Origin of the sequence: uncultured Veillonella sp. (assembly GCF_963543145.1) — a bacterium.
Classification (GTDB): Bacteria; Bacillota; Negativicutes; order Veillonellales; family Veillonellaceae; genus Veillonella.
The window spans coordinates 23,243-46,400 of record NZ_CAUTZP010000002.1; the positions used below are offsets into that span (position 1 = coordinate 23,243).

Consider the following 23,158-nt stretch of genomic DNA (forward strand, 5'->3'; position numbering starts at 1 on the left):
ATTAATCCTCTTTCCAAGATACATGACCAATTTCTACACTTGGTTTTGCATTCAATGTTAAATCGCCAAATTTACCAGCTTGTGCCATATAATAAGCTCGACAACCAATCATAGCCGCATTATCGGTAGACAAAATTTTATGCGGCTTGTAATACGTAAAGCCTTCTTCTTCGCACATAGCTTCTAATGCTTGTTGTAACCCCTTGTTAGCAGATACGCCACCAGCAATAGTAATACGCGTTTCGCCTAATGTATGAGCTGCATCTTTTGTTTTTTCTACAAGTACATCGACAATAGCCTTTTGAAAGGACGCCGCCACATCGGCTTGATTGATAGGCTCATTCTTTTGTTGTTTGCTATTTAAATAGTTTAGAACTGCAGATTTCAAGCCACTAAAACTAAATTCAAAATTACCAGGTTCGCTCAAAGCCTTTGGAAATTCAATAGCATCAGCATCTCCTTCCATAGCGAGAGCATCAATATGAGGACCACCTGGATATGGGAAGCCCATAACACGAGCAATTTTATCAAAAGCTTCACCAGCTGCATCATCTCGTGTTTGGCCAAGAATATCAAATTCTTCATATCCTTTTACATGGACTAACATTGTATGACCACCAGATACGACGAGGCTCAAAAATGGAGGCTCTAGTTCTGGATTAGCTAAGAAATTAGCAAATATATGACCCTCCATATGGTGAACGGGAACCAAAGGAATGCCTGTAGCAAAGGATAACCCCTTTGCTGCTGCTACACCTACTAATAGTGCACCAACAAGCCCTGGACCATAGGTAACACCAATGTGGTCGATATCTTGTAAGGTCACATTCGCATCTCGCAGTGCTTGATCTATAACAGGTATAACTTGTTCTATATGGTGACGCGATGCGATTTCTGGCACAACGCCACCAAATTTTCTATGAATCGGCACTTGGCTAGAAATAACATTAGATAAAACAGTTCGCCCATCCTTTAAGACAGAGGCTGATGTTTCATCACAGCTACTTTCCAAGGCTAATGTGTATATACTCATTCTATTTCCTCTGAAACAAGAGACATAATATACGCATCTTCCGTAGGCTCTGAATAGTACTCTTTACGGATTCCTTTTACAGAAAAACCTAAATTTCTATACATAGCCAATGCGGCTAAATTAGATGTGCGCACCTCCAAAAAGATTTCGTGCATGCCTCGCGAAAAACATTCATCAATTAATTGCTTTGTAAGTTTTGATCCGTATCCTTTACCACGGACAGAAGGTAAAATAGCGATATTCGTGATTTGACCTTCATCGTATACAAGCCAAGCACCTGCATATCCCACAATGTGGTTCCCTTCACAAATTACCATATATAGTTTATTGGATGAACCTTCCAACTCAGCGAGAACAGATTCTAAACTCCAAGGAACAGAAAAGGACTGCTGCTCAATCTCATAAATGGCATGACCGTCATCAATAGTGGCTAAACGTATCTCTATCATTCTGCACCTGCTGCCTCTGTCACTACTACGGTAGGATTTTGGCTCAACATGTGAGGATTATCCTTATGCCGTTCTTCCCATAATACTTCCGCTTCTGATCGGCGAATATAATATGGCACCATGTCCATAGGATCAGATACTTCATTAGCATCGATTAACTTACGGCTAGCTAACAATAACGAACTAGCCTTCGGAATACGTTGTGATATATCTAGAATTGTTAAATTCGTATCCCTTTCCTCTAACAGCTTTTCAATACGTTTAATGCCATCGCCAAGGAATAACACCTTGTCTCCATTTTGTCTAAAACGGTCTATCAAATCATTTGCAGGTATAACAAATGGCTCTTCCACACACACTAGTTCATTACCTTCATATTGATACATACCCGCATAAACATGTTTCTTCTGCGCATCAATAACGGTACAAATTGTACGGTCCGTATAGGATACATTACGTGCTAAGCTATCCATGGTCATCACACCATATAAAGGAATTTGTAAGGCGTAAGCCATTGCTTTTGCTGTACCCATGCCAATACGTAAGCCTGTAAAGGAACCAGGACCAATACTAACTACGATGCCTTTTAACTCATTTCTTTCAACTTGAGAGGCACGTAACAACATATCGATATGAGGAACTAATTGCTCGGAATGAGTCAATCCAGATTGGATGGTCAATTCCCCAATAAGGTTATGTTCGTCCATCAAGGCCACACTCGATACGAGTGAGCTCGTCTCAATTCCCAACCACATATGGACCTCCTATCTCTGCTAAATCGTCCTCTGTAAGGTAATCACTACCTAAAATTATAGATCGGCTTGTATCATCAACGGACGTTAAATAAATCCACAATGTTTCATCAGGCAATTCATCGGGGAATTTATCTGCCCATTCCACAATGGATACACAATCTTCTGTATATTCGTAAAAGCCAATATTTTCTAGTTCACTAATATCATCCAAGCGATACACATCAAAATGGTATAAATGCGTTCGGTTCACATCATAGGTATTCATAATGGCAAAGGTAGGACTCGTAATCTCTTCTGTTACGCCAAAGCCTTTAGCTATGCCCTGGGATAAATGAGTTTTACCCGTTCCTAAATCACCAATTAAGGCAATACATAAAGGATCTCCATGCTGTTGTACCCATTTACCTAGTGTCTGTCCAAATTGTTGTGTATCTTCTACTGTATGTGTCTCTAATTGGACCTGTGCTTTATGATTCATGAAAATGATTATATCCTTTCGCTTCTATGGTCTTAATCGTTCTATCCTGTGTTACCATCTGCACCTTAGGGGAACCAGATACAACTTCACCAATTAATGTAATGCCTGCTAATTGTTCTAACTTTGGAACTAATGATTTAGGTGCCGTAAATACCAGTTGAAAGTCCTCACCACCATATAATGCATAATCCACTGGATTAGTTTGCAAATACTTAGCGAGTTCATACGTTTCCTCATGAAGAGGAATAGCTTTCTCCTCTATCACAATCGATACATTACTAGCCGATGCAATTTCATTTAATTCACTACCAAGACCATCGCTAATATCATTCATACTATGAATACCTAACTGTCTCAACTGTTCCCCTAATTCAATTTGAGGATCTGGTCGTTGATGACCTATCTTAGTCATATCATAGCCTTCTAGATTGTATGAAAGTGCGCCTAATCCAGTGGCAGCATAGCCTACATAATTAGTTATGCCCACAACGTCACCTACTTGAGCTCCACTACGCATAACCGCAGTTCCTTTAGGTACCTCACCAATAATCGTTACGGTCCACACCATAGGGCCTTCCGTGCGCACCGTGTCACCACCTAATATATTTAGCTTATATCGTTGGCATTGAGCTTTAATACCTCTATATATTTCATCTAAAATTTTTGTGTCTATATGTTGGGGAGCTGCAACAGATAAAACAATTTGTTTAGGGCTTCCCCCCATAGCCGCAATATCGCTTAAATTAGCAGTCATGAGCCGATATCCGACATCATAAGGCATCATATAGTGAAAGCTAAAATGAACGCCTTCCACCATCGTATCCGTACTAATGAGTTGATCCATATCTGGCGCCGCAGTATATACTGCACAATCATCACCAACACCATACACTACGGTACTAGAGTCATATATTGTATTATCTTGAATTTGGCGAATGAAATTAAATTCCCCTATATCTTTTAATTGCATCTGATCACCTAGTTTCTGATTATTATACTCATTGTATTGTAACATATATAAAAGACAACAAAAATAGCAGATAGTTGATATATCAACTATCTGCTATCAATGTTCCTAAGGGAATTATTTTTTAATTAAGTTCGTCATCCGTTTAACTGGATCTTTAGTATCAAAGGAGCCTACTGTAGGAACCTTTTTACCATCGCTGACGAAGAGAACACCATTAATATTATCAAAGGATGTCAATGTATTTACAATGGCAGCCATTTGCAATTTAACAGTTAAGTCCCCACCATTACCTTTTACGAAGGCATTGTTTACTTCAACAGAAGCAATGCCATCCTTCACAGTAACAGATGTAATTTCAATATCCTTAGTGAATATTGGATATTTTTGAGCTCTATCAGCTTTTAACATCGCTAGAAGAGCTACTTTCGGCGTTACTTTATCCGCCTCCATCTCAACGGTCTGTTGTTTTACCCCAGAACCATCATCTGTTGGTACAAAGAATACCATCTTAACCTTTTCTTGAGATACCTTTGTAGTTTCTGCATCCTTATTGACTTTCACCTCTTGCACAGGCTCGCTTTTACCTGTTGTAGGAGCTTGATTAGGTGTACAACCTGCTGCAAATGCTAGCATACCTACACAGAGGATCGAAAGAACTTGTTTACGTAATTTCATCGATTAACCTCCAAAGTAACTTGCAATACCATTTGCAATGCGATTAGCAAAGTCTTGTTGTGTTTGAGCAGATTGTAATGCTCGTTCCTCGCTAGGGTTGGAGATAAAGCCAAGCTCTACGAGAATTGCAGGCATATTAGAATGTCTCAACACATATAAGTTGCCCTCTTGAATGCCACGGTCACCATTGAAACCAGGTGTATTAGCAATTTGAGTTTGAACCTTTTGTGCCAATCTAGCATCATTACCAGTTTTACTATAGTAGTATGTCGCAATACCACCCACGCTTGGGTTAGTGAAAGCATTGATATGAACACTTATAAGAGCATCAGAACTGTTTTGGTTCGCAATATTAACGCGAGCACCTAATTCTTCAACACCACTTGCATTAGGGCCATATACGTCTACGTCTGTAGTACGTGTCATAACTACTTTAGCACCACGGCTTTCCAAAGCAGATTTCAAATACTTAGAAATTGGTAATGTTACATTTTTCTCTTGTAAACCATTTGGTCCAATAGCACCAGAGTCACTACCACCATGACCAGGATCGATAGTGATTGTTTTTCCAGATAGACCACCGCTACTAGAGTATTTACCAGATCCAGGCGGTACATTTTTTGCAGGATGTGCAGAAGGAGATGGTCGTTTACCATAGTAAGCAGGTTTAAGTGCTACACCTTTTTTCTGAACATCTACAACGATGCGATATGGTTTCTTAGTAACCGTATCTTTTTTCAAGGAAAATACCTTTATATCACTCGTATCGATAGATGAAGGTGTCTTGATTGTAACCTTAACATCTCTGCCGTCTTGTGAGAGTTTAGCAGAACTAGCTATGCTTGAGTCCATTGTAATGTTCTCTTTTGCAGTTTTTAGCTTTGTATTTTTCAAGGTAACAGTCGTCGTTTTCCCATCTTTGCTAATCGATGCGGACGCTTTCACCGGCGCTGACAAATCCATAACCATACGAACATATGGTACAGGTGCATCTGTTCTCGTCACCCATCGGGCATCATCAAGATTAGCGGCCTTCGCTTGAGTCAGTAATAAAGGTATCGCCATCAAGACTGCAAGGCACATAAAAAAAAGTTTACGCAATACATTCACTCCAATCTAACTGACATACGTAGTGTCCAAACCATAGAGATGAGTCGATGATATCTTTGTCTATCAAAATCTCATCGTTCCAATCTATCCATAAACTAATGTTAGATTATAAATAGATTATTTCATACAAACATGAAGATAAGTATGCCGATTATACATATTACTATATAAAGTCTTTATATTAAACACATAAAAAACAGTTGCTTAAAATTATTTTATATGCTATATAATCGATACTATCGTTCAGTTGTAATCTGCCATTCATTCCCATCCGTACTAATGTGAATACGTCCCATCGTATCCGTACGGTAAATGGCAATATTATTTTCCTGTAAACGACGTAATGTTACATCGTGAGGATGACCATACTTATTATACATGCCATTTGAAATTAATGCACTTTCTGGTTTAATAGATTTCAAAAAATCTTCAGAACTACTTGTACGAGAACCGTGATGACCTACCTTAAGAACGCGGGCAAACAGTTTAGAGTTCTGCTCTTTTACCAGTTTTTTCTCTTCTTGTAATTCTGCATCCCCCGTAAAGAGCATTGAGAATTTACCAAAGATTAATTTTCCTACAATAGAGTTATTATTGAGGTCTGGTTCCCCTTTTTTATCAGTTAAGACCTCCGTCCAAGGAGCATACACAACAAATACGGCTCCATGACCAAAATCAACTACATCACCACTTCTCAAAGTAGAACGTTTGATTTTATTTTTTTCAATCCACTTTTCATAGGTTTTGAACATATTATTATCAACAGAAATACCATTATCATATACATTTTCAATAGGCATTGCTTTAGCAATGGCATAAAAACCACCCATGTGATCTGCATGAGGATGGGTAATAATAATATTTTTTAACTTTGTAACACCCATAGCTTTTAGCTGAGCTACAATATTCTCTCGATGTTCAATATCGCCAGTATCGATCATGCTATATTCATCGCCTACCTTAAGCAATATAGCATCCCCTTGGCCAATATCTAGCATATATACATCTAACTTGCCTTCAGGAGTAGTCGTTTTAGTTTCAATGGAGTACCCTCCATTAGCACTTGACATTGCTTGATTAGCAGCATTAGCTACATCTTTATTCGTACACCCTGCAATGGCAAAGAGCGGAATACAGAGCACTAATAAAAAGGCTATAAACCGTTGTATCTTATTTGTCATTCTTACTCTCCCAATAATTCACTAATGACACAGCCTAGTGAGGCACTTACATCACTAGGTGTATATCCCCAACTCTTAGTATCGCTTAATATATCTGCACTTCGACTATGTACATACACACCGAGAACAGCACTATCTTGTAAGGTATAGCCTTGGCTAATGAATCCCGCGATTACACCAGTAAGCACATCCCCCATGCCGCCGGTCCCCATACCGGCGTTGCCAATTGTATTAATATATACTGTTCCATCCGGTAATGCTACAACAGAAGGAATCCCTTTTAATACTAAAACAACTTGGTGTGCCTTAGCAAATTCTCTTGCTAACGTAATGTAATGACGCTCAATCCATTTAATAGGCAAATCAATGAGCCTACTAAACTCACCTAAATGAGGCGTCATCACACAATATGGTAAATGTTGTTCCACCTTATACATGGACTCAACTTCACCATCTCGCAATGCATCTTTATCTACAGTGCCTACATGACCTAATGCATATAAAGCATCTGCATCAATGACTAACGGTCCATCATAACCAGCTAGCACATCGTTTATTATTTCGGGAATATCAGATGTGCGACCTAACCCGGGTCCTATAGCTACCGCTTGGCGCCCTTCTAACATAGCTTTATTAGCCTCTGTAGAGGTAACCATCACTTCCGGTATGATGCGACCTTGTACAGTCTGTTTAATCGATTCTGGAACACCTAATGTCACCTTACCAGCACCACTATGAACGGCTGCTTCCGCTGCTAAAATGGCAGCACCAATCATATCCTTTGAGCCCCCAATAATTAAGGTATTACCGTTAACACCTTTATGAGCCATAGGAATCCGATAATTTATAAGTGTTTTTGCTAAATCTGAATCAATAGTTACAGTACTATCACGATTAACTAAAACTTGTTGCCAAGGCGCTCCTAGAGGTGCCACAATAACTGTTCCCCCTACAGCCTTACCAGGATATAATAATAAGCCTTGTTTAATAGCGCCAAATGTAACCGTATAATCATACGTCAATGTGCCTTCTGAAATTTGACCAGAAGATGCATCTAGGCCTGCAGGTACATCAATGGCCCATAAATCAAAATTATATTGACTACGCATAGTATCTATATCGTGTAATATGTCTATCGTCATATCTCGAAGACGTCCAGTTAATCCTGTTCCCATAATGCCTTCTACAACGATGGATACATTTGACCAATCATTGAATTCATCATACATATCAATGATACAACCCATTGATTCACAACGTTCTAATTGAACCCTAAATAGGTCACTACATTTACTTGTATTCCCTACTATTGCAATCTGTACAGATACGCCTTGCTCTAATAGATGACGAGCTGCTACAAGACCATCTGCTCCATTATTTCCTGTACCACAGATAAATAGAACAAAACTATTAATAGAGTGGGCAGTATCTAACGAAAACAAATCATATTCGCCCCACAAAGCATCTACAATGCCACGTCCTGCGTTTTCCATTAGAATTTCTAAAGAAACGCCTATCTGTTTAGGCACCTCTTTATCTATGTATCGAGCATCTTCAGTTGTTAAAATATTCATCTTATGCTCCTTCAAGTATAACCGTACTCATTGCATACTCCTTGCAATGACTAATAGACACATGAATTTGCGTACATCCAGACTGTTCATAGATATTTTTGAAAGTATCTTGTAATTTTATCAGTGGTGCACCCAACTCATTATGATAAATTTCTATATCTTGCCAAGATCCATGGCGCATCCCCGTTCCTAAGGCTTTAATAAATGCCTCTTTTGCGGCATAAATACCTGCGAAAGATTCATAACGTCCTTTATTGCGACTTTTACAATAATCTATCTCATGAGGCGTATAAACACGCTCTACAAATGAACTAGACCGCTCTATAGCTTGGCGGATGCGTTCAATTTCTATAATATCATTCCCTAATTTCATAATAGCTCCTAAAATACCTTAACACTATTATTATACACTCTTAAAAGGGATAAAAACATGATAATATCTAGGCGTTTACAGAGAATGGTAAACTAGGCAAGCTGTAAATTTCAACTTTCCCCTTACGATTTACAGCCATATACATTTGACCATTCCGATAATCCATATCCTCAACCTCCATACCAGATGTATAAGGACTAATATTTTTTACAACCCCTTCTTCATCGACAAAAACAAAGGTCGTTAAGGTTGTAAAAATAGTATTCCCATTGCTAGCATAAGCACCATTATTGTTTAAATCTGTATGCTCTGCGTCGATTTTATAAGTTTTAATCTTATTAAAATTAGAGTCATAAAAATTAATCGTACGATGAGAATTTGTTAACGGCACAATAGATACGTATTCATTACGTTCCTTATCAAAGGCAAAATTAAATACCTTTTCTTTTAATCTAATAGGTGCTTCTACAATCATACTATCCGCCTCTATAGGCGTAACAATATAACCATCTACAACGGCATTGGTCGTATAGTAGCGATTATTGTTAGGATTATAAGTTAAGGTATTCATATGACCTAACAGCTTTTTGTGACTATATTCATATTTTTCAACCACCTCAAAGGTTGTAGGATTAATTTCATAAATGATTTGTTTTGTATTTTCAGAGTTAATACAAGCTAACACAAAGACATCTTTTTTAGAGTTATAACAAAATCCTTGGCATTGATTTACGCCCGCATCTAATGGGATTTCAGCTAAACGAGATAAAGGCAATGGCATTTGAACAGCACTCACATGTTGTGTTAGCTTTGGAATGTCAAAGACATTAGCAATGTAATCAATTACACCTTGATCCATAATATCACCTCAAAAAGAAAAATGTATATTAAGTATATAAATTCAATAAATATAAAAATAGGCGGTAAGACAAAAGTCTTACCGCCTAAAGTTGGTGCCGGAGGTGGGACTTGAACCCACACGGTGTTACCCGCTTGATTTTGAGTCAAGTGCGTCTGCCATTCCGCCACTCCGGCGTCTCGGAACATTTGTTATTATACAGATATCCCTAAACAATGTCAACCTATTTTTTATATTTTCTCTAAAATATTTTTAACAACTTCCATATCGGAATCACATTGTTGTTTCCACGTAAGTGCTACCCCTGTTATATATCCTTTTCGGGCATATTCTACATCAGTAGGCACACTTTCAGCACCATAATCTAATTCACCTGCTAGCCAATAATAATCCTGCCCTCTCGAATTGATACGAGCATCAATAATATTACTATAAGTCTGCAAGCCTTGGCTCACCATTTTAAAATGATCCCAATCGCAAATGCCACGCAATGGGAAGTTCACATTAAGCAAACCACTAAACTGGCCCTTAACATAAATTTTATCAATCAATTTATGAATAAAGGGATGCATTTCATCGCCCCGTTCAGCAGAATAGCGCTCTACAGACAGAGCTAATCCTGGAATACCGTAAAAACAGCTTTCCATAGCAGCTGATACAGTACCAGAATACAATACATCAGAGCCTAAGTTAAAACCGTGATTAATACCAGAAATTACAAGGTCAGGCATATCATCGGTCAATAAATAACTAAGGCCAAACTTCATACAATCAGACGGTGTTCCCGTTAGAGCATAAAGGCGAGGATTTTCATCCTCGCCATTGTACGCATCTAGTTTTAACGGAACCTCGGTCGTCAATGCATGAGATTTAGCACTTTGCTCATTCGCAGGTGCTACAACGGTAATTCGATAATATTGACTTAAGTACGATGCAAGATGGCGTAAACCATCTGCTAAAATACCATCATCATTACACATTAAAATATGCATAGTCACTCCTACAGATTCTATTTTCTATTCTTATTCATATTTCCCATACGTGTTAATTTTACGTCATGTAAGCCAACAGCTTTCGTATGAACTGTATGAGACCATACTTTGTTATGACGGCGGAACCAACCTAAAATATTTATTGGAATCCAAGAATATACAAATAATGGATATAGTAAATAGTAGAACCAAATCTTTGGTGGTACCTTAATTTTCAATAACACGATTAATGGGAATAAATATTGACCAACACCAATAATCGTCCAAACAGACATTGGCATGATTTGATACAAAATGTTTGTATAAATTGGAGTATACGCATTAATGTAAGACAACACTAAATATACAGTAGTCAACAACAAGAAATACGGTTGACTCACTTGGAAAATACCATCCAAAATCATAATATTCCCTGTCTTAATGCCTGTAGCAAACAATTTAGGAATATATCGACCTGCACAATCAAATTGGCCTTGAGCCCAACGTAAACGCTGTTTACAGGAGGCCATCATGGTCGTTACCTTTTCATCGTATACGATGGCATCGTGGGCCCAACACGTACGAATATCATGAGTTAATAACTTCATAGAGAATTCCATATCCTCAGTCAAGCTATTACAATCCCAACCGTACTCACGAATGATAGACGTACGGATACACATACCTGTACCACCCAAAGCTGTAGACAAACCAATGCGATATTTTGCTAAATGCCACATATGGTTTACCGTCCAAAACGCAATGGAAAACGTACCTGCTACCCAAGAGTCAGTTGGATTTTTAGAGTTCAAATAACCTTGAATGACAGACTCACCTTTTTCAAGGTGATTATTCATTTCTAACATAAATTGTGGATGTACTAAATTATCGGCATCAAAGATAAGAAAGGCATCGTATTTCCTTTCCATTTTCTCTACCCGATCGAACATCCACCCCATGGCATAACCTTTACCTACTTCTTTTTTGTTTTCGCGCACATGCACATTAGCACCAGCAGCACTAGCCACTTCTGCGGTCTTATCTGTACAGTTATCTGCTACTACAAAGATATCGTACAGCTCATCAGGATAATCTAAGCCACGTAAGTTTTTAACTAACTCACCAACTACAGCTTCCTCATTATGAGCACATACAATGATGGCAAAGGTATTTTTAGGGGTATAGTTTTTATGTACTCGCGACCGCCACATACCAACAACGGCGAGTATAAAATAATAAACCGTATAGATTACGATTATTACCTGCATAGGGATCAGTAGTAGATCCAGTAGGTAATTCATACTATTTTCCTCCACACACCTATTTACGCACTATATTTAAAGCCCCATTTATGAGACCAAACATTACATAGCCTGCAAAAATCATAACAGCCCAAGTATGCCAATCATACACGAGACAGGCTATTACGAAAATTGCTGTAAGCACATAAGAAAGTTTATTAATGTAAATTTCGCTCTTACCTTTAAAGTCAGGATATTTAATACCACTAACCATGAGGATGCCTACACCAATCATACAAACTACCAACACAAATTGAGGAACTGGTACGCCACACAATACGTACGTTGCTGCCAAACAGCCTGCAGCTGGAATTGGTAACCCCTCAAAATAACCATGTACTTCGTCGGTTTTAATATTAAAACGAGCAAGGCGGAATGCACCAAGGACAGTAAAAGCTAGTAATGGTACATAGGCTACCCAGCCTAAACCGTAGAGTTCTTTCATAAAGAGCATGTAAGCCGGTGCTACACCAAAGCCCACTACATCAGACAAAGAGTCTAGTTCACGCCCCATGGGACCTGCAACACCTAACGCTCTTGCTACACGACCATCTAATCCGTCCGCTACGAGAGATAATAATACGCAAATAGCAGCATAAAAAGTATTTCCTGTAGCAGATAAGGTAATACCTATTACACCAAAGGCTAAATTAGCACTAGTAAATAAATTTGGAATTATAGATTTATTCATGACGTAACCTCCCGATAACAGTGTCACCACCTGTAATATGTTGACCTTTTTCCACGAATAACTCTACATTCTTATCCATATAGAGCTCAGTACAGGAACCGAACTTAATCATTCCGTACAATTGACCGCGTTTAAGCTCGCTATCTAGGTCTATCCAAGATACGATACGTCTTGCTAAAAGTCCTGCGATTTGTGTTACCAAAACTGAGGTACGACCATTCTCGATACAAATAGTATGACGTTCATTTTCAAAGCCTACATCATCTTTAAAGGCAGGTAAGAAACTGCCCATCGTATAATGACGGTACGTAATTTTACCATCAATAGGCGCACGATTAGCATGTACGTCAAATACAGATAAGAAGATAGTCACCTTTTTACATTCTTTATGTAAGTAAATATCTTCATATACATCAGAAATATCCATGATATTCCCATCTGCAGGGGATAAAATCAATTCTGGATCTTGAGGGATTACACGTTTAGGATTTCTAAAGAAATTGACGAAAAATAATGCCAAAATAAATGAAATAATCGCAATTACATAATGTCCTAAAAATCCTAATACCACTGTAATAACAAGCATAGCCCCTATCAGCGGAAATCCTTCCTTAATAATTGGTCCTGTAGGCACAATTCAACACTCCCTATTTATTTCTAATAACGGTCCACATAAACTTTGGAATAGCCAACATGCGGCCAAGACGTTGAGGTTCTAAATATAATCGATACAACCATTCAAGTCGATTCCGTTGCATCCATTCTGGAGCCCGAGGAATATTACCTGCCAAGACATCAAAGGAACCACCAATACCGATGGCCACAACGCCATCAAGATGACTCAATTTTTCTACAATCCATTGCTCTTGCTTTGGTACACCTAAGGCAACAAATACTAATTTTGCCTTAGATTCGCCAATATTGTTAATGATTTCTTGTTCCTCTGCGCTATCAAAGAATCCATCATGAATTCCTGCTATATTTAACTCACCCACTTGAGCCACTAAATTATCAACTGCACGCTGAGCAACACCAGGTGCCGCCCCTAAGCAGTATACAGGAATTTGATGGGTAGCCGCAACTTTGAATAACTCCTTAGTTACGTCTACACCTGTTACACGTTCAGGTACATGTTCACCTTGACGTTCTGCAGCCCACAAAATGCCAGCCCCGTCAGGGACGACGAGACTAGCATTATTCAATATGGTGTGCAATGTAGGATTTTTATTAGCCAACATAACCATTTCTGCATTAGCCGTGGCTACTAAGTGTAGCCCCGGCTGTTCAGTCAATTGTAAAATTCGTTGGACTGCCTCATCCATTGTTACACAATCGATAGGCACAGATAAAACAGAAATACGTTTATTCAATGTAATACTCCATTATCAACCACTATAATTTGGTGCCTCAACGGTAATGCTTACATCATGCGGATGACTTTCTCTCAAACCAGCCGCTGTAATTTGAATGAATTGAGTATTTTCAATCATTTCTTGGATGTTATGACATCCGCAATACCCCATACTTGCACGCAAACCACCAACCATTTGGAAAATTGTATCGGCCAACATACCTTTATATGGTACGCGACCTTCTATACCTTCAGGAACTAATTTCTTAGCTTCTGTTTGGAAATATCGATCTTTACTACCAAGCTTCATAGCCCCTAAGCTACCCATGCCACGGTATACTTTATAGGAACGACCTTGATAAATCACTTGTTCCCCTGGGCTTTCATCAGTACCAGCTAAAATATTGCCCATCATAACTACATTGGCACCAGCTGCAATAGCTTTAGCAATATCGCCAGAGTATTTAATGCCCCCATCAGCGATGATAGGAATGCCATAGCGACGACCTACTTGAGCGGATTCATAGACCGCTGTAATTTGAGGTACCCCAATACCAGCAATGACGCGCGTTGTACAAATAGAGCCAGGGCCAATACCAACCTTAACAGCATCAGCACCCGCTTCAATGAGGGCTTCTGTGCCTGCTGCAGTCGCCACGTTACCAGCAATTACTGGAATGTGAGGATAGGCTTGTTTGATTTCCTTCAATGTACGTAGTACACCTGCAGAATGACCATGAGCAGTATCGACGATAATTACGTCAGCTTTAGCAGATACAAGGGCATCCAGACGATCATACATATCTTGAGATACACCTACTGCGGCACCAACTAATAATCGACCGCTAACATCCTTAGCTGCATTTGGATATTTTGTCGCTTTTTCAATATCTTTTATAGTAATTAAACCTTTTAAGTTACCATCGTTATCTACGAGAGGTAATTTTTCAATGCGATGTTCACTTAAAATAGCTTTCGCCGCTTCTAGAGACGTACCTTCTGGCGCAGTAACAAGGCTATCCTTTGTCATGCAGTCTCCAATTTGGCGAGTTAAATCAGTTTCAAAACGCATATCGCGATTTGTTATGATCCCTACTAGTTTACCATGTTCTGTGATAGGTACACCAGAAATTTTATATTTTTCCATAATTTCTGCTACATCAGATAGTAAATTTTGAGGGCTTAAGAAAATAGGATCAACGATAACACCATGTTCAGAGCGCTTTACCTTGTCAACTTCATGGGCTTGTTCTTCAATAGACATATTCTTATGGATGACACCAAGGCCCCCTTCACGAGCCATAGCAATCGCCATACGAGATTCAGTAACCGTATCCATCCCAGAACTAATCATAGGAATATTTAATGTTATGTCGCGAGTCAGTTGAGTTTTTAACTCCACTTGATTTGGCAGCACATCAGAAGCCGCTGGTACTAATAATACATCATCAAAAGTTAGTCCACGCATACCGAATTTATCGTCTCTCATTATTTAATTCCTTTCCGTATAATAAAACAAAACTACGACCCGCCTAGTCCATAGGGACTAGGCGGTCAGTCGTAGCTTAGCGTTCAGACCGCAAAATGCCGCCTTCCATATAATCATCTTTTTTCATATCTACGAAGATAACTTTTACTGCATCAGCAGGAACATTTACGATATCAACCGCAGCTTTAGTGATAGCTTCACCTAATTGTTTCTTTTGTTCTTTTGTACGCCCTTCAACGAGCTCTACATGGATAATTGGCATATTGACCTCCATAGATGAAAAAATGAAATAAATTGTTTGTTCTATTATACGGTATGAGGAACATATACACAAGGGAAAAAGCTAGATAAAATCTAATATTATCGATACTTATGTACTTATTATTCCTGCCTCTTAATTATACAATATTCTAAGGAATTTTTCACCAAATCTTTTTTCTAATTCTTCTTTCATTACAGATTCTAATGTTTCCATCCCAAATTGACTTGCAAAGTCTAGTACATCCTTGCGAGCCTCTACTAGAATTTCGATATCTTTGATGATGTTAGCAACTCGTAAATCAGGTAAACCCGATTGAGCTAATCCAAATAATTGACCGGATCCGCGCAATAATAAATCTTGCTCCGCCAATTCAAAACCATCTTGCGTTTGTTCCATCAGCTTCAAACGCTCTTGGCTTACATCATTTTTTGAATCACTTACAAGAATACAGTAGGACTGATCAGAACCACGACCTACACGGCCACGCAGCTGATGCAATTGAGACAAGCCAAATCGCTCAGCCCCTTCAATGCACATGATGGTCGCATTAGGTACATTGACCCCAACCTCAATAACCGTGGTGGAAACTAATAATGAAATATCGCCCTTGTGGAACGCATTCATTACTTCATCCTTTTCACTAGGTTTCATACGACCATGAACGAGTCCTACTTCATAGGTCTTGTAAAAGTACTCTTTTAGTTCTAAATACAATTCTTCTGCAGCTTGTAAATCTAATTTCTCAGACTCTTCTACGAGTGGACACACTACGTAGACTTGCCGTCCTTCCGCCATCTCCTTACCAAAGAACGCCCGTAGTCGATCTTTATAAGAACTATCTACAGCATAGGTTTTTACAGGCTTACGACCTGGTGGCATCTCTTTAATCAAGGATACTGCCAAATCACCATATACAGATAAGGTCATAGTTCGAGGAATCGGTGTAGCCGTCATTATAAGTACGTGAGGGTATGTCCCCTTCTGTTGCAACCGAGCCCGTTGTTCTACACCAAAGCGATGTTGTTCATCTATAATAACAAGCCCTAAGTTTTGGAAGTTAACACTTTCTTGAATAAGAGCATGGGTGCCAATAACCATATGAATCGATCCATCAACTAACCCTTCATAGATACGTTCTTTTTCTTTTTTTGTAGTAGAGCCCGTTAATAGCTCTATGGTAATCCCCAAATTACCACATACTTCTGTTATTCCTTCGTAATGTTGAGCCGCCAAAATCTCCGTTGGAGCCATTAATGCCCCTTGGTAACCATTTTCGATGGCTTTCAACAAACTCAACGTAGCTACAACAGTTTTACCGGAGCCTACATCACCTTGTAACAACCGCTGCATAGGACGTTCATCTTCCATATCGATACGAATATCCTCTAATGCACGCTGTTGATCACCGGTCAAAGAGAATGGTAAATTTTCAATACATTTAGCCATTAATTCTCCATTAGGCCCCATTTTCGGACCTCTATGGCACTGCTCTTTATTACGCAACAAGGCTAAGCCAGCCTGCATGACAAATAGCTCTTCATAAGCTAATTGATGGCGAGCTTCTTCGTAACGTTCAGAGGAATCGGGAAAATGCATCATCTTAAATGCATCATATCGACTCATATAATGGTGAGCCTCTCGAACCTCTTTAGGTAAAATCTCAGGTAACTCATGATTAGCGGCAAACCAATTTCGCACCGATGAACGCACAACAAATTGAGATACCCCATCAGCCAAAGCATAAATAGGAACGATACCTCGATCTGGCTGCCCACCATCACCCAAGTTTTCTATTTGTGGCGTATTCATTTGCATTGAGCCATATTGAAATTCCGCTTTGCCGTACGCATATAGACGTTGCCCTTTTTTGTAAAAGTTCTTCTTATAGCCTTGGTTAAATAGGACAATTTTTAAAGGACCTGTACCATCTGCAATAACAACCTCTAAGATAGACAATCGAGGGCGAGGACGTTTCTCTTGTACGGCTATAACATTACCTACCACTCCACCAGTCATGCCTGATTTTAAATCACCAATTCTATAAATCGTACGGCGGTCTTCATAGGTTCTCGGGAAATATGTCAACAAGGATGTTATATTTGTAATTCCCAACTTATGTAATTGTTTCTCTCGACCAGGACCAATCCCCTTTATGGTCGTCAACCGTTCATCCATAGAAACTCCTTTAAATATACGATAAACACATGAGATATATCCAATTTCTGTATATCCTTGTGTAAAAGCCCACTCATATCATAGAATATGATATATAGTATACCTTATATTGTAGTATATTTCATAAAAAGAGCAATATGTACGATAAAACACTTGCTTTAACCTACTCTTTATGATAATATACTTTTGTTATGTTATAGATTAAGCTTGGAGGTGGAAACTATGGCAAACCTTTGCGAAGTATGTGGCAAATCCACATCTAGCGGTATGAACGTGAGTCATTCTCACATTCGCACAAGAAAAACTTGGAAACCGAACATTCAAAGAGTACGGGCGGTTGTAGACGGTGCTACTAAAAAAGTAAATGTATGCACTCGCTGCCTTCGTTCTAATAAAGTTACACGCGCGTAAAATAAAAAGTACATGTACTCTTTGGGGTTCTAGAGCCCCAAAAAAAGCAGTTAGTTCAAATGAACTAACTGCTTTTTTTGTTATCTTTAACTATATTAAAGTGTGATGTTTGGAATATAGTATTGTTTAAATAGCTTAATTGCATATTGGTCTGTTAAGCCTGCCACATAGTCTACTATATCGAGTGTAGAATAAAATTCCTTACCACTTTCACACCCTTCCATATCATCTGGGTGCTCCATAAAATGAGTAAATAAGTTTTTTACTACGTGAGATGCTTTGTTCCGATCTGGAATTAACGCTGGCGCCAAGTAAACGTTTTTAAACATAAATTGGCGGAATAGATTCATAGTCATTTCCACATCACCGGACATAGAAATTACTGGTTTATCTAAGGACTCCCGTACCATATCTTCAACCATGGCTGTAATCATACTAGATGGAGTCATACCAAAATGTTCGCGTACTTCAAAAGGTAGTTCCTCAGCAGTCAACATCCCTGCCCGTTGTGCATCGTCAAAATCGTGACACAAATAAGCAATGCGGTCTACGATACGAATGATTTGACCTTCTAAAGTAACTGGAATATGTGAGCCCGTATGGCCTAAGATGCCATCACGTACAGCAGTGGTTAAATTAAGACCTTGTTGGTCACCATGCTTTTCTAAGACCTCAACCATGCGCAAACTTTGCTCATTATGGTTAAAATGACCCACCATATCACGTAAAGCGTATTCTCCAACATGACCAAAAGGCGTATGGCCCACATCGTGACCCATAGCAATAGCCTCTACTAAATCTTCGTTTAAACGCAACGCACGAGCCACAGTACGCCCAATTTGACCTACCTCAAGGGTATGAGTCATACGCGTCCGATAATGGTCACCTGGTGCAATATACACCTGTGTTTTATGCTTTAACCGTCTAAAACATTTACTGTGGATAATGCGATCCCGATCTCGTTGGAATGCAGTTCTAAGAGGATCAGGAGCTTCTGCTGTATCACGGATGGCATCGCGGCTTTTAGCTGCATAGGGGGACAGGAGTAAAAACTCCCGTTCCTCTATTTGTTCCCGTATATTCATTTACCCTCCGAAGCGCGGTTTTTATCGATCAATTGCATAACTAAAGATGCTGTTTCTTCGATAGATTTATTAGAAACATCTAGCACTTGGCAATGCAAACGACGCATAATAGCTTTTGCATATTCCAATTCAGATTGAATACGCTCAATAGATGCATAGTTTGCTTCATCTTCAAGACCGATAGCACGCAAACGTTCACTACGAATATTGTTTAATTTGAATGGGTCAATAATAAGGCCCACAATTTTCTTTGCTGGAATCTTAAATAGCTCCTCTGGCAATGGTACCTCTGGAACTAATGGTAAGTTGGCAGCTTTAATCTTTTTATACGCCAAAAACATAGACAATGGTGTCTTACTTGTTCTAGATACACCAATAATAACTACATCTGCCTTTTCAAAGCCAGATGGATTTTTACCATCGTCATATTTTACGGCAAACTCAATAGCTTCTACCTTTTTGAAATACTCTTGGTCAAGTTTATGAACCATGCCTGCTGTCATACGTGGTTTTGTAGTCGCTACAGTACCTACTGCATCGAGAACAGGCCCCATGATATCTACAGCTGGAATTTTATATTCTGCTACCTTCTCATGAAGATATTTGCGTAAAGACTCGGACACGATAGTATGACAAATAACGTGATGGCCACGTTTTGCATCATCTATGATTTCATCGATTTGACTTTCACTATCGATATAAGGAATGCGCACAATCTCAATTTGTTCCTTATCATATTGACTCGCCGTAGCACGTGCTACAGCCTCTGCGGTTTCCCCCAAGGAATCCGATATTGCATAAATAATTTTTTCTGCCATTCTATCAACCTCAATGTATGCTACATTCTAAAAATACTTTTGCTACCGTCGTTTTAGATACGCGGCCCACAACCTTGAGTCGCTTTTTGTTACCTACGTCCTCACGAACGATAACAGGTAAACAATCTACCTCATAATCTATCATCTTCTGTGCTGCCTCTACCAAGGTATCGGTAGGCTCCACAGTTATAACCTTACTAACAGGGGTCATAATCATAGATATAGGCATAGCGTGCGAATCTGTTTGCCCCATAGATGCTCGTAATAAATCTTTTCGAGATACAACACCTACTAAATACGAGTCATCACACACTAAAATTGTCCCTACGTCCTCTGTAAAGATAGTGACAATTGTATCATACAAACTCGTATCCCCATTAACTACGACTGCTTGAGATAATACATCACTTACCAGAAATGATTTTAATCGCTCTGCTGTTTGTGTTTCCTTTGAAAGTCCCACATAGTAATACCCTACGTTTGGACGCGCGTCGAGAACACCTAGCATAGTTAATACAGATAAATCTGAACGCAATGCAGATCGCGTAACCTCTAAATGCTCAGCAATGGCACTACCTGTTACAGGCCCTTCTTCACGAACGATTTGAGCAATTTGTTCTTGTCGTTTCGACAGTTTCACACGGTAACCCCCTTTCATCTCTGTTTGTATTATATCCTAAGTTTCCATTCAGAAAAAGAGGAGACCTAGGGCCTCCTCTTTCAATACCACTATATGATTACCAAGTTAAGTCATCAGTTTCTTGACGACCACGACCAGTCATAGCATCGAGCATAATTCGTTGTTCGATTTGAGCCACCATTTTCTTAGTGCTCACAACCGCATCTGGGTTAACAGAAATGGAATCGATACCGCTCTTCACGAGGAATTCGCAAAGTTCAGGGTATACACTTGGCGCTTGGCCACAGATGGATACGGTTTTACCATCTTTGTGAGCCACTTCGATGAGATGGCGAATTGCTCTACGAACTGCTAAATTGCGTTCATCATAGATATGTTGAACAGTTTCATTATCACGGTCACAACCGAGAACGAGCATAGTCAAATCGTTAGAACCGATGGAATAACCATCTACGTATTTATTGAATTGATCAGCTAAGATAATATTGGATGGAATCTCAGCCATAAGCCATACTTTGAAGTCTTTACCGCGTACAAGGCCTTCTTGAGCCATTAAATTAGTTACTAATTCAGCTTCTTCTACAGTACGGCAGAAAGGAATCATAACTTGCAAGTTTTTGAAACCAAATTCATTGCGTACTTTTTTGATTGCTTCTAATTCTAATTTAAAAGCAGGTGTGTATTTTGGATCATAGTAACGGGCTGCACCACGCCAGCCAAGTAATGCACTGGATTCATGTGGTTCATATTTATCGCCACCGTTAAGATCGCGGTATTCACTAGATTTGAAGTCGCTCAAACGAACTACTACTTGGCGAGGAGCTAATGCTTGACACACTTTACGCATACCTTCTGCCAATGTATTTACAGCAAAATCACTGCGACCAGTTTCGATAAGGTGTAATGGGTGTTCATGAATGAACGTAGTCCAAATGAACTCTTCACGCATGAGACCAATGCCATCACATGGCAACACACCATGTTTTTCAGCCAAATCAGGATTGCCTAGGTTCATGTAAATTTTAGTACCTGTTACAGGAACATATTCAGTAGCAACACTTACAGTAGCTTGTGCTTCTGGCTTTTTAACGATATCTTCTAAGACGCCATCGTATACAATACCATTTGTAGCATCAACAGTAATCATTTGACCATCTTTAATGGATGTTGTTGCTTCATGGCTACGGCTCTTAGTACCTACGATACAAGGAATACCAAGCTCACGGCTAACGATGGACGCATGACAAGTCATACCACCAGCATCAGTAACGATTGCTTTTGCCTTTTTCATAGCTGGAACCCAGTCAGGAGCAGTCATAGCAGTAACAAGGATTTCTCCTTCTTTGAACTCATCAATATCTTCAGGGTTGATGATAACATGGGCTTTACCTGCTGCATTACCAGGGGAAGCTGGCAAACCTTTAACGATAATATCACGATTGCCTGCATCTAATGTGCTAGCTTTTTCAGTTGTTTCAGGTTTTTCTTTACGGGACCATACTGTTTCTGGACGAGCTTGTAAAATCCAAATCTTATCATTGCGTTCGTCTACGCCCCATTCCATATCCATGTAGCAACCATAGTGTTTTTCGATTGCTTTAGCGTATTCAGCAAGTTCCAATACTTGAGCATCTGTAATTACTTGTTTTTTAGCTTCATCTGCTGGAACGACCTCTTCGACGCAATCGCCATCAGCTTTACGAACTAAACGGATATGTTTGTCATTAATCATGCGATCAGTAATTTCCATTTTAGCTTTATCTACATGGAAATTATCTGGTGTTACTGTACCTTGTACAACGTACTCACCAAGGCCCCAAGAACCTTCGATAAGGATGTTGTTATCATTGCCTGTTACAAGGTCAACAGTGAACATTACACCAGCCGCTTTAGAGAATACCATCATTTGAACAGCAGCACTCAAAGCAACTGTCATATGATCGAAACCTTGTTTTACACGGTAATATGTTGCGCGGTCTGTGAAAGTAGATGCGTAGCATTCCTTTACTTTCTCGATGATAACATCAGCACCACGTACATTTAAATACGTATCTTGTTGGCCTGCGAAGCTTGCATCTGGCAAGTCTTCTGCTGTTGCACTAGAACGAACTGCTACGAACGGATTTTCTTCGTTTACTTTTTTACCAAGTTCTTCATAAGCATTACGGATAGCATCTGCCAATTCTTTAGGCATTTCTTCTTCGCAAATCATGCGGCGAATTTTAGCACATACTTCACGCAATAATGCAGAATTTTCTACATCATCTAACGCATCAAGTTCAGCGCGGATTTTATCTTCCAAACCTGTTGCTTTCATAAACTCACGATAACCATGAGCAGTTGTAGCAAAACCGTAAGGTACAGGTACATTAGTGGAGGATGTCAATTCCCCTAAGGAAGAAGACTTACCACCAACTAAATTAACATCTTCACGTTGTAATTCATCAAACCAAAGTACGTATGCTGTTTCGCGATTCATGTGAGAACCTCCTAGTCAATTAGTGCAA

General features: G+C 39.3%; 24 protein-coding genes and 1 tRNA gene. 1 reads left to right on the plus strand and 24 read right to left on the minus strand.

Annotation, left to right across the window (positions count from 1 at the left end; translation table 11 throughout):
* Position 1 precedes the first annotated feature (1 nt).
* The 20 genes from tsaD to recG form a co-directional block, all read right to left on the minus strand.
* The gene (tsaD, locus tag RWZ05_RS01755) at positions 2-1,033 is read right to left on the minus strand and encodes a tRNA (adenosine(37)-N6)-threonylcarbamoyltransferase complex transferase subunit TsaD (RefSeq protein WP_314641504.1); all 1,032 of its coding nucleotides are present in this window, start codon (positions 1,031-1,033) and stop codon (positions 2-4) included.
* A complete protein-coding gene (gene rimI / locus RWZ05_RS01760; RefSeq protein WP_314641701.1) occupies positions 1,030-1,479 on the minus strand; it encodes a ribosomal protein S18-alanine N-acetyltransferase in 450 nt (149 codons plus the stop codon). Before rimI ends, tsaD begins: the two co-directional genes overlap by 4 nt.
* Positions 1,479-2,237, minus strand: coding sequence for a tRNA (adenosine(37)-N6)-threonylcarbamoyltransferase complex dimerization subunit type 1 TsaB (gene tsaB / locus RWZ05_RS01765; RefSeq protein ID WP_314641505.1), 759 nt, complete (start codon positions 2,235-2,237; stop codon positions 1,479-1,481). The genes rimI and tsaB overlap by 1 nt, the downstream gene beginning before the upstream one ends.
* A complete protein-coding gene (tsaE, locus tag RWZ05_RS01770) occupies positions 2,221-2,715 on the minus strand; it encodes a tRNA (adenosine(37)-N6)-threonylcarbamoyltransferase complex ATPase subunit type 1 TsaE (protein ID WP_314641508.1) in 495 nt (164 codons plus the stop codon). The genes tsaB and tsaE overlap by 17 nt, the downstream gene beginning before the upstream one ends.
* The gene (thiL, locus tag RWZ05_RS01775) at positions 2,705-3,685 is read right to left on the minus strand and encodes a thiamine-phosphate kinase (RefSeq protein ID WP_314641510.1); all 981 of its coding nucleotides are present in this window, start codon (positions 3,683-3,685) and stop codon (positions 2,705-2,707) included. Before thiL ends, tsaE begins: the two co-directional genes overlap by 11 nt.
* A 114-nt stretch (positions 3,686-3,799) precedes the next feature.
* A complete protein-coding gene (locus RWZ05_RS01780) occupies positions 3,800-4,360 on the minus strand; it encodes a GerMN domain-containing protein (RefSeq protein ID WP_314641511.1) in 561 nt (186 codons plus the stop codon).
* Positions 4,361-4,363: 3 nt separating this feature from the next.
* Complete coding sequence (locus RWZ05_RS01785; RefSeq protein ID WP_314641513.1) at positions 4,364-5,461, minus strand: N-acetylmuramoyl-L-alanine amidase; 1,098 nt, start codon at positions 5,459-5,461, stop codon at positions 4,364-4,366.
* Between the two features lie 245 nt (positions 5,462-5,706).
* Positions 5,707-6,651, minus strand: a complete 945-nt coding sequence (locus RWZ05_RS01790; protein WP_314641516.1) for a ComEC/Rec2 family competence protein — start codon at positions 6,649-6,651, stop codon at positions 5,707-5,709.
* Positions 6,652-6,653: 2 nt separating this feature from the next.
* Positions 6,654-8,225 carry an NAD(P)H-hydrate dehydratase gene (locus tag RWZ05_RS01795; protein ID WP_314641518.1) on the minus strand — a complete coding sequence of 524 codons (1,572 nt, stop codon included), beginning with the start codon at positions 8,223-8,225 and terminating at the stop codon, positions 6,654-6,656.
* A 1-nt stretch (position 8,226) separates the two neighbouring features.
* The gene (acpS, locus tag RWZ05_RS01800) at positions 8,227-8,598 is read right to left on the minus strand and encodes a holo-ACP synthase (protein WP_314641519.1); all 372 of its coding nucleotides are present in this window, start codon (positions 8,596-8,598) and stop codon (positions 8,227-8,229) included.
* 67 nt (positions 8,599-8,665) lie between these two features.
* Complete coding sequence (locus tag RWZ05_RS01805; protein ID WP_314641521.1) at positions 8,666-9,457, minus strand: hypothetical protein; 792 nt, start codon at positions 9,455-9,457, stop codon at positions 8,666-8,668.
* 92 nt (positions 9,458-9,549) lie between these two features.
* Positions 9,550-9,633 (minus strand) — tRNA-Leu (locus RWZ05_RS01810).
* Between the two features lie 54 nt (positions 9,634-9,687).
* Positions 9,688-10,449 (minus strand): 5'/3'-nucleotidase SurE, encoded by a 762-nt coding sequence (gene surE, locus RWZ05_RS01815; RefSeq protein ID WP_314641523.1) that lies wholly within the window; start codon positions 10,447-10,449, stop codon positions 9,688-9,690.
* Positions 10,450-10,466: 17 nt separating this feature from the next.
* A complete protein-coding gene (locus RWZ05_RS01820) occupies positions 10,467-11,729 on the minus strand; it encodes a glycosyltransferase family 2 protein (RefSeq protein ID WP_314641524.1) in 1,263 nt (420 codons plus the stop codon).
* A gap of 19 nt (positions 11,730-11,748) precedes the next feature.
* A complete protein-coding gene (gene pssA, locus RWZ05_RS01825) occupies positions 11,749-12,420 on the minus strand; it encodes a CDP-diacylglycerol--serine O-phosphatidyltransferase (protein ID WP_314641526.1) in 672 nt (223 codons plus the stop codon).
* A complete protein-coding gene (locus tag RWZ05_RS01830) occupies positions 12,413-13,054 on the minus strand; it encodes a phosphatidylserine decarboxylase family protein (protein ID WP_314641529.1) in 642 nt (213 codons plus the stop codon). Before RWZ05_RS01830 ends, pssA begins: the two co-directional genes overlap by 8 nt.
* 13 nt (positions 13,055-13,067) lie before the next feature.
* Positions 13,068-13,790 carry a WecB/TagA/CpsF family glycosyltransferase gene (locus RWZ05_RS01835; protein WP_314641531.1) on the minus strand — a complete coding sequence of 241 codons (723 nt, stop codon included), beginning with the start codon at positions 13,788-13,790 and terminating at the stop codon, positions 13,068-13,070.
* Positions 13,791-13,805: 15 nt separating this feature from the next.
* Entirely contained in the window at positions 13,806-15,260 is a 1,455-nt protein-coding gene (gene guaB / locus RWZ05_RS01840) for an IMP dehydrogenase (protein ID WP_314641533.1), read from the minus strand.
* Between the two features lie 76 nt (positions 15,261-15,336).
* Complete coding sequence (locus RWZ05_RS01845) at positions 15,337-15,522, minus strand: 4-oxalocrotonate tautomerase (RefSeq protein ID WP_004696087.1); 186 nt, start codon at positions 15,520-15,522, stop codon at positions 15,337-15,339.
* 132 nt (positions 15,523-15,654) lie between these two features.
* On the minus strand, positions 15,655-17,697 hold the full coding sequence (gene recG, locus RWZ05_RS01850; protein ID WP_314641536.1) for an ATP-dependent DNA helicase RecG: 2,043 nt from the start codon (positions 17,695-17,697) through the stop codon (positions 15,655-15,657).
* A gap of 222 nt (positions 17,698-17,919) precedes the next feature.
* Between recG and rpmB the strand changes: the two genes are divergently transcribed.
* Positions 17,920-18,108, plus strand: coding sequence for a 50S ribosomal protein L28 (gene rpmB / locus RWZ05_RS01855; protein ID WP_008601135.1), 189 nt, complete (start codon positions 17,920-17,922; stop codon positions 18,106-18,108).
* A 95-nt stretch (positions 18,109-18,203) separates the two neighbouring features.
* On the opposite strand, the gene RWZ05_RS01860 is transcribed toward rpmB, so the two are convergent.
* The 4 genes from RWZ05_RS01860 to ppsA all read right to left on the minus strand — a co-directional run bounded on the left by RWZ05_RS01860 (position 18,204) and on the right by ppsA (position 23,130).
* Complete coding sequence (locus tag RWZ05_RS01860; protein ID WP_314641539.1) at positions 18,204-19,193, minus strand: deoxyguanosinetriphosphate triphosphohydrolase; 990 nt, start codon at positions 19,191-19,193, stop codon at positions 18,204-18,206.
* Positions 19,190-20,011: a pyruvate, water dikinase regulatory protein gene (locus RWZ05_RS01865; protein WP_314641541.1), complete on the minus strand. Its 822-nt coding sequence runs from the start codon at positions 20,009-20,011 to the stop codon at positions 19,190-19,192. Before RWZ05_RS01865 ends, RWZ05_RS01860 begins: the two co-directional genes overlap by 4 nt.
* A gap of 10 nt (positions 20,012-20,021) precedes the next feature.
* The gene (locus tag RWZ05_RS01870) at positions 20,022-20,651 is read right to left on the minus strand and encodes a helix-turn-helix transcriptional regulator (RefSeq protein ID WP_314641543.1); all 630 of its coding nucleotides are present in this window, start codon (positions 20,649-20,651) and stop codon (positions 20,022-20,024) included.
* Between the two features lie 97 nt (positions 20,652-20,748).
* A complete protein-coding gene (ppsA, locus tag RWZ05_RS01875) occupies positions 20,749-23,130 on the minus strand; it encodes a phosphoenolpyruvate synthase (protein WP_314641545.1) in 2,382 nt (793 codons plus the stop codon).
* Positions 23,131-23,158 lie beyond the last annotated feature (28 nt).

What these genes read in the sequence shown, in the direction of transcription:
- RWZ05_RS01845 (WP_004696087.1), bottom strand. Translation starts at nt 15,522, where the DNA reads ATGCCAATTATCCATGTAGAGCTCGTTGAAGGGCGTACAAAAGAACAA.
- acpS (WP_314641519.1), bottom strand. Translation starts at nt 8,598, where the DNA reads ATGAAATTAGGGAATGATATTATAGAAATTGAACGCATCCGCCAAGCT.
- ppsA (WP_314641545.1), bottom strand. Translation starts at nt 23,130, where the DNA reads ATGAATCGCGAAACAGCATACGTACTTTGGTTTGATGAATTACAACGT.
- pssA (WP_314641526.1), bottom strand. Translation starts at nt 12,420, where the DNA reads ATGAATAAATCTATAATTCCAAATTTATTTACTAGTGCTAATTTAGCC.
- rpmB (WP_008601135.1), top strand. Translation starts at nt 17,920, where the DNA reads ATGGCAAACCTTTGCGAAGTATGTGGCAAATCCACATCTAGCGGTATG.
- guaB (WP_314641533.1), bottom strand. Translation starts at nt 15,260, where the DNA reads ATGAGAGACGATAAATTCGGTATGCGTGGACTAACTTTTGATGATGTA.
- tsaD (WP_314641504.1), bottom strand. Translation starts at nt 1,033, where the DNA reads ATGAGTATATACACATTAGCCTTGGAAAGTAGCTGTGATGAAACATCA.
- tsaB (WP_314641505.1), bottom strand. Translation starts at nt 2,237, where the DNA reads ATGTGGTTGGGAATTGAGACGAGCTCACTCGTATCGAGTGTGGCCTTG.
- RWZ05_RS01805 (WP_314641521.1), bottom strand. Translation starts at nt 9,457, where the DNA reads ATGGATCAAGGTGTAATTGATTACATTGCTAATGTCTTTGACATTCCA.
- RWZ05_RS01860 (WP_314641539.1), bottom strand. Translation starts at nt 19,193, where the DNA reads ATGAATATACGGGAACAAATAGAGGAACGGGAGTTTTTACTCCTGTCC.
- RWZ05_RS01790 (WP_314641516.1), bottom strand. Translation starts at nt 6,651, where the DNA reads ATGACAAATAAGATACAACGGTTTATAGCCTTTTTATTAGTGCTCTGT.
- RWZ05_RS01780 (WP_314641511.1), bottom strand. Translation starts at nt 4,360, where the DNA reads ATGAAATTACGTAAACAAGTTCTTTCGATCCTCTGTGTAGGTATGCTA.
- recG (WP_314641536.1), bottom strand. Translation starts at nt 17,697, where the DNA reads ATGGATGAACGGTTGACGACCATAAAGGGGATTGGTCCTGGTCGAGAG.
- tsaE (WP_314641508.1), bottom strand. Translation starts at nt 2,715, where the DNA reads ATGAATCATAAAGCACAGGTCCAATTAGAGACACATACAGTAGAAGAT.
- RWZ05_RS01820 (WP_314641524.1), bottom strand. Translation starts at nt 11,729, where the DNA reads ATGAATTACCTACTGGATCTACTACTGATCCCTATGCAGGTAATAATC.
- thiL (WP_314641510.1), bottom strand. Translation starts at nt 3,685, where the DNA reads ATGCAATTAAAAGATATAGGGGAATTTAATTTCATTCGCCAAATTCAA.
- RWZ05_RS01865 (WP_314641541.1), bottom strand. Translation starts at nt 20,011, where the DNA reads ATGGCAGAAAAAATTATTTATGCAATATCGGATTCCTTGGGGGAAACC.
- RWZ05_RS01795 (WP_314641518.1), bottom strand. Translation starts at nt 8,225, where the DNA reads ATGAATATTTTAACAACTGAAGATGCTCGATACATAGATAAAGAGGTG.
- surE (WP_314641523.1), bottom strand. Translation starts at nt 10,449, where the DNA reads ATGCATATTTTAATGTGTAATGATGATGGTATTTTAGCAGATGGTTTA.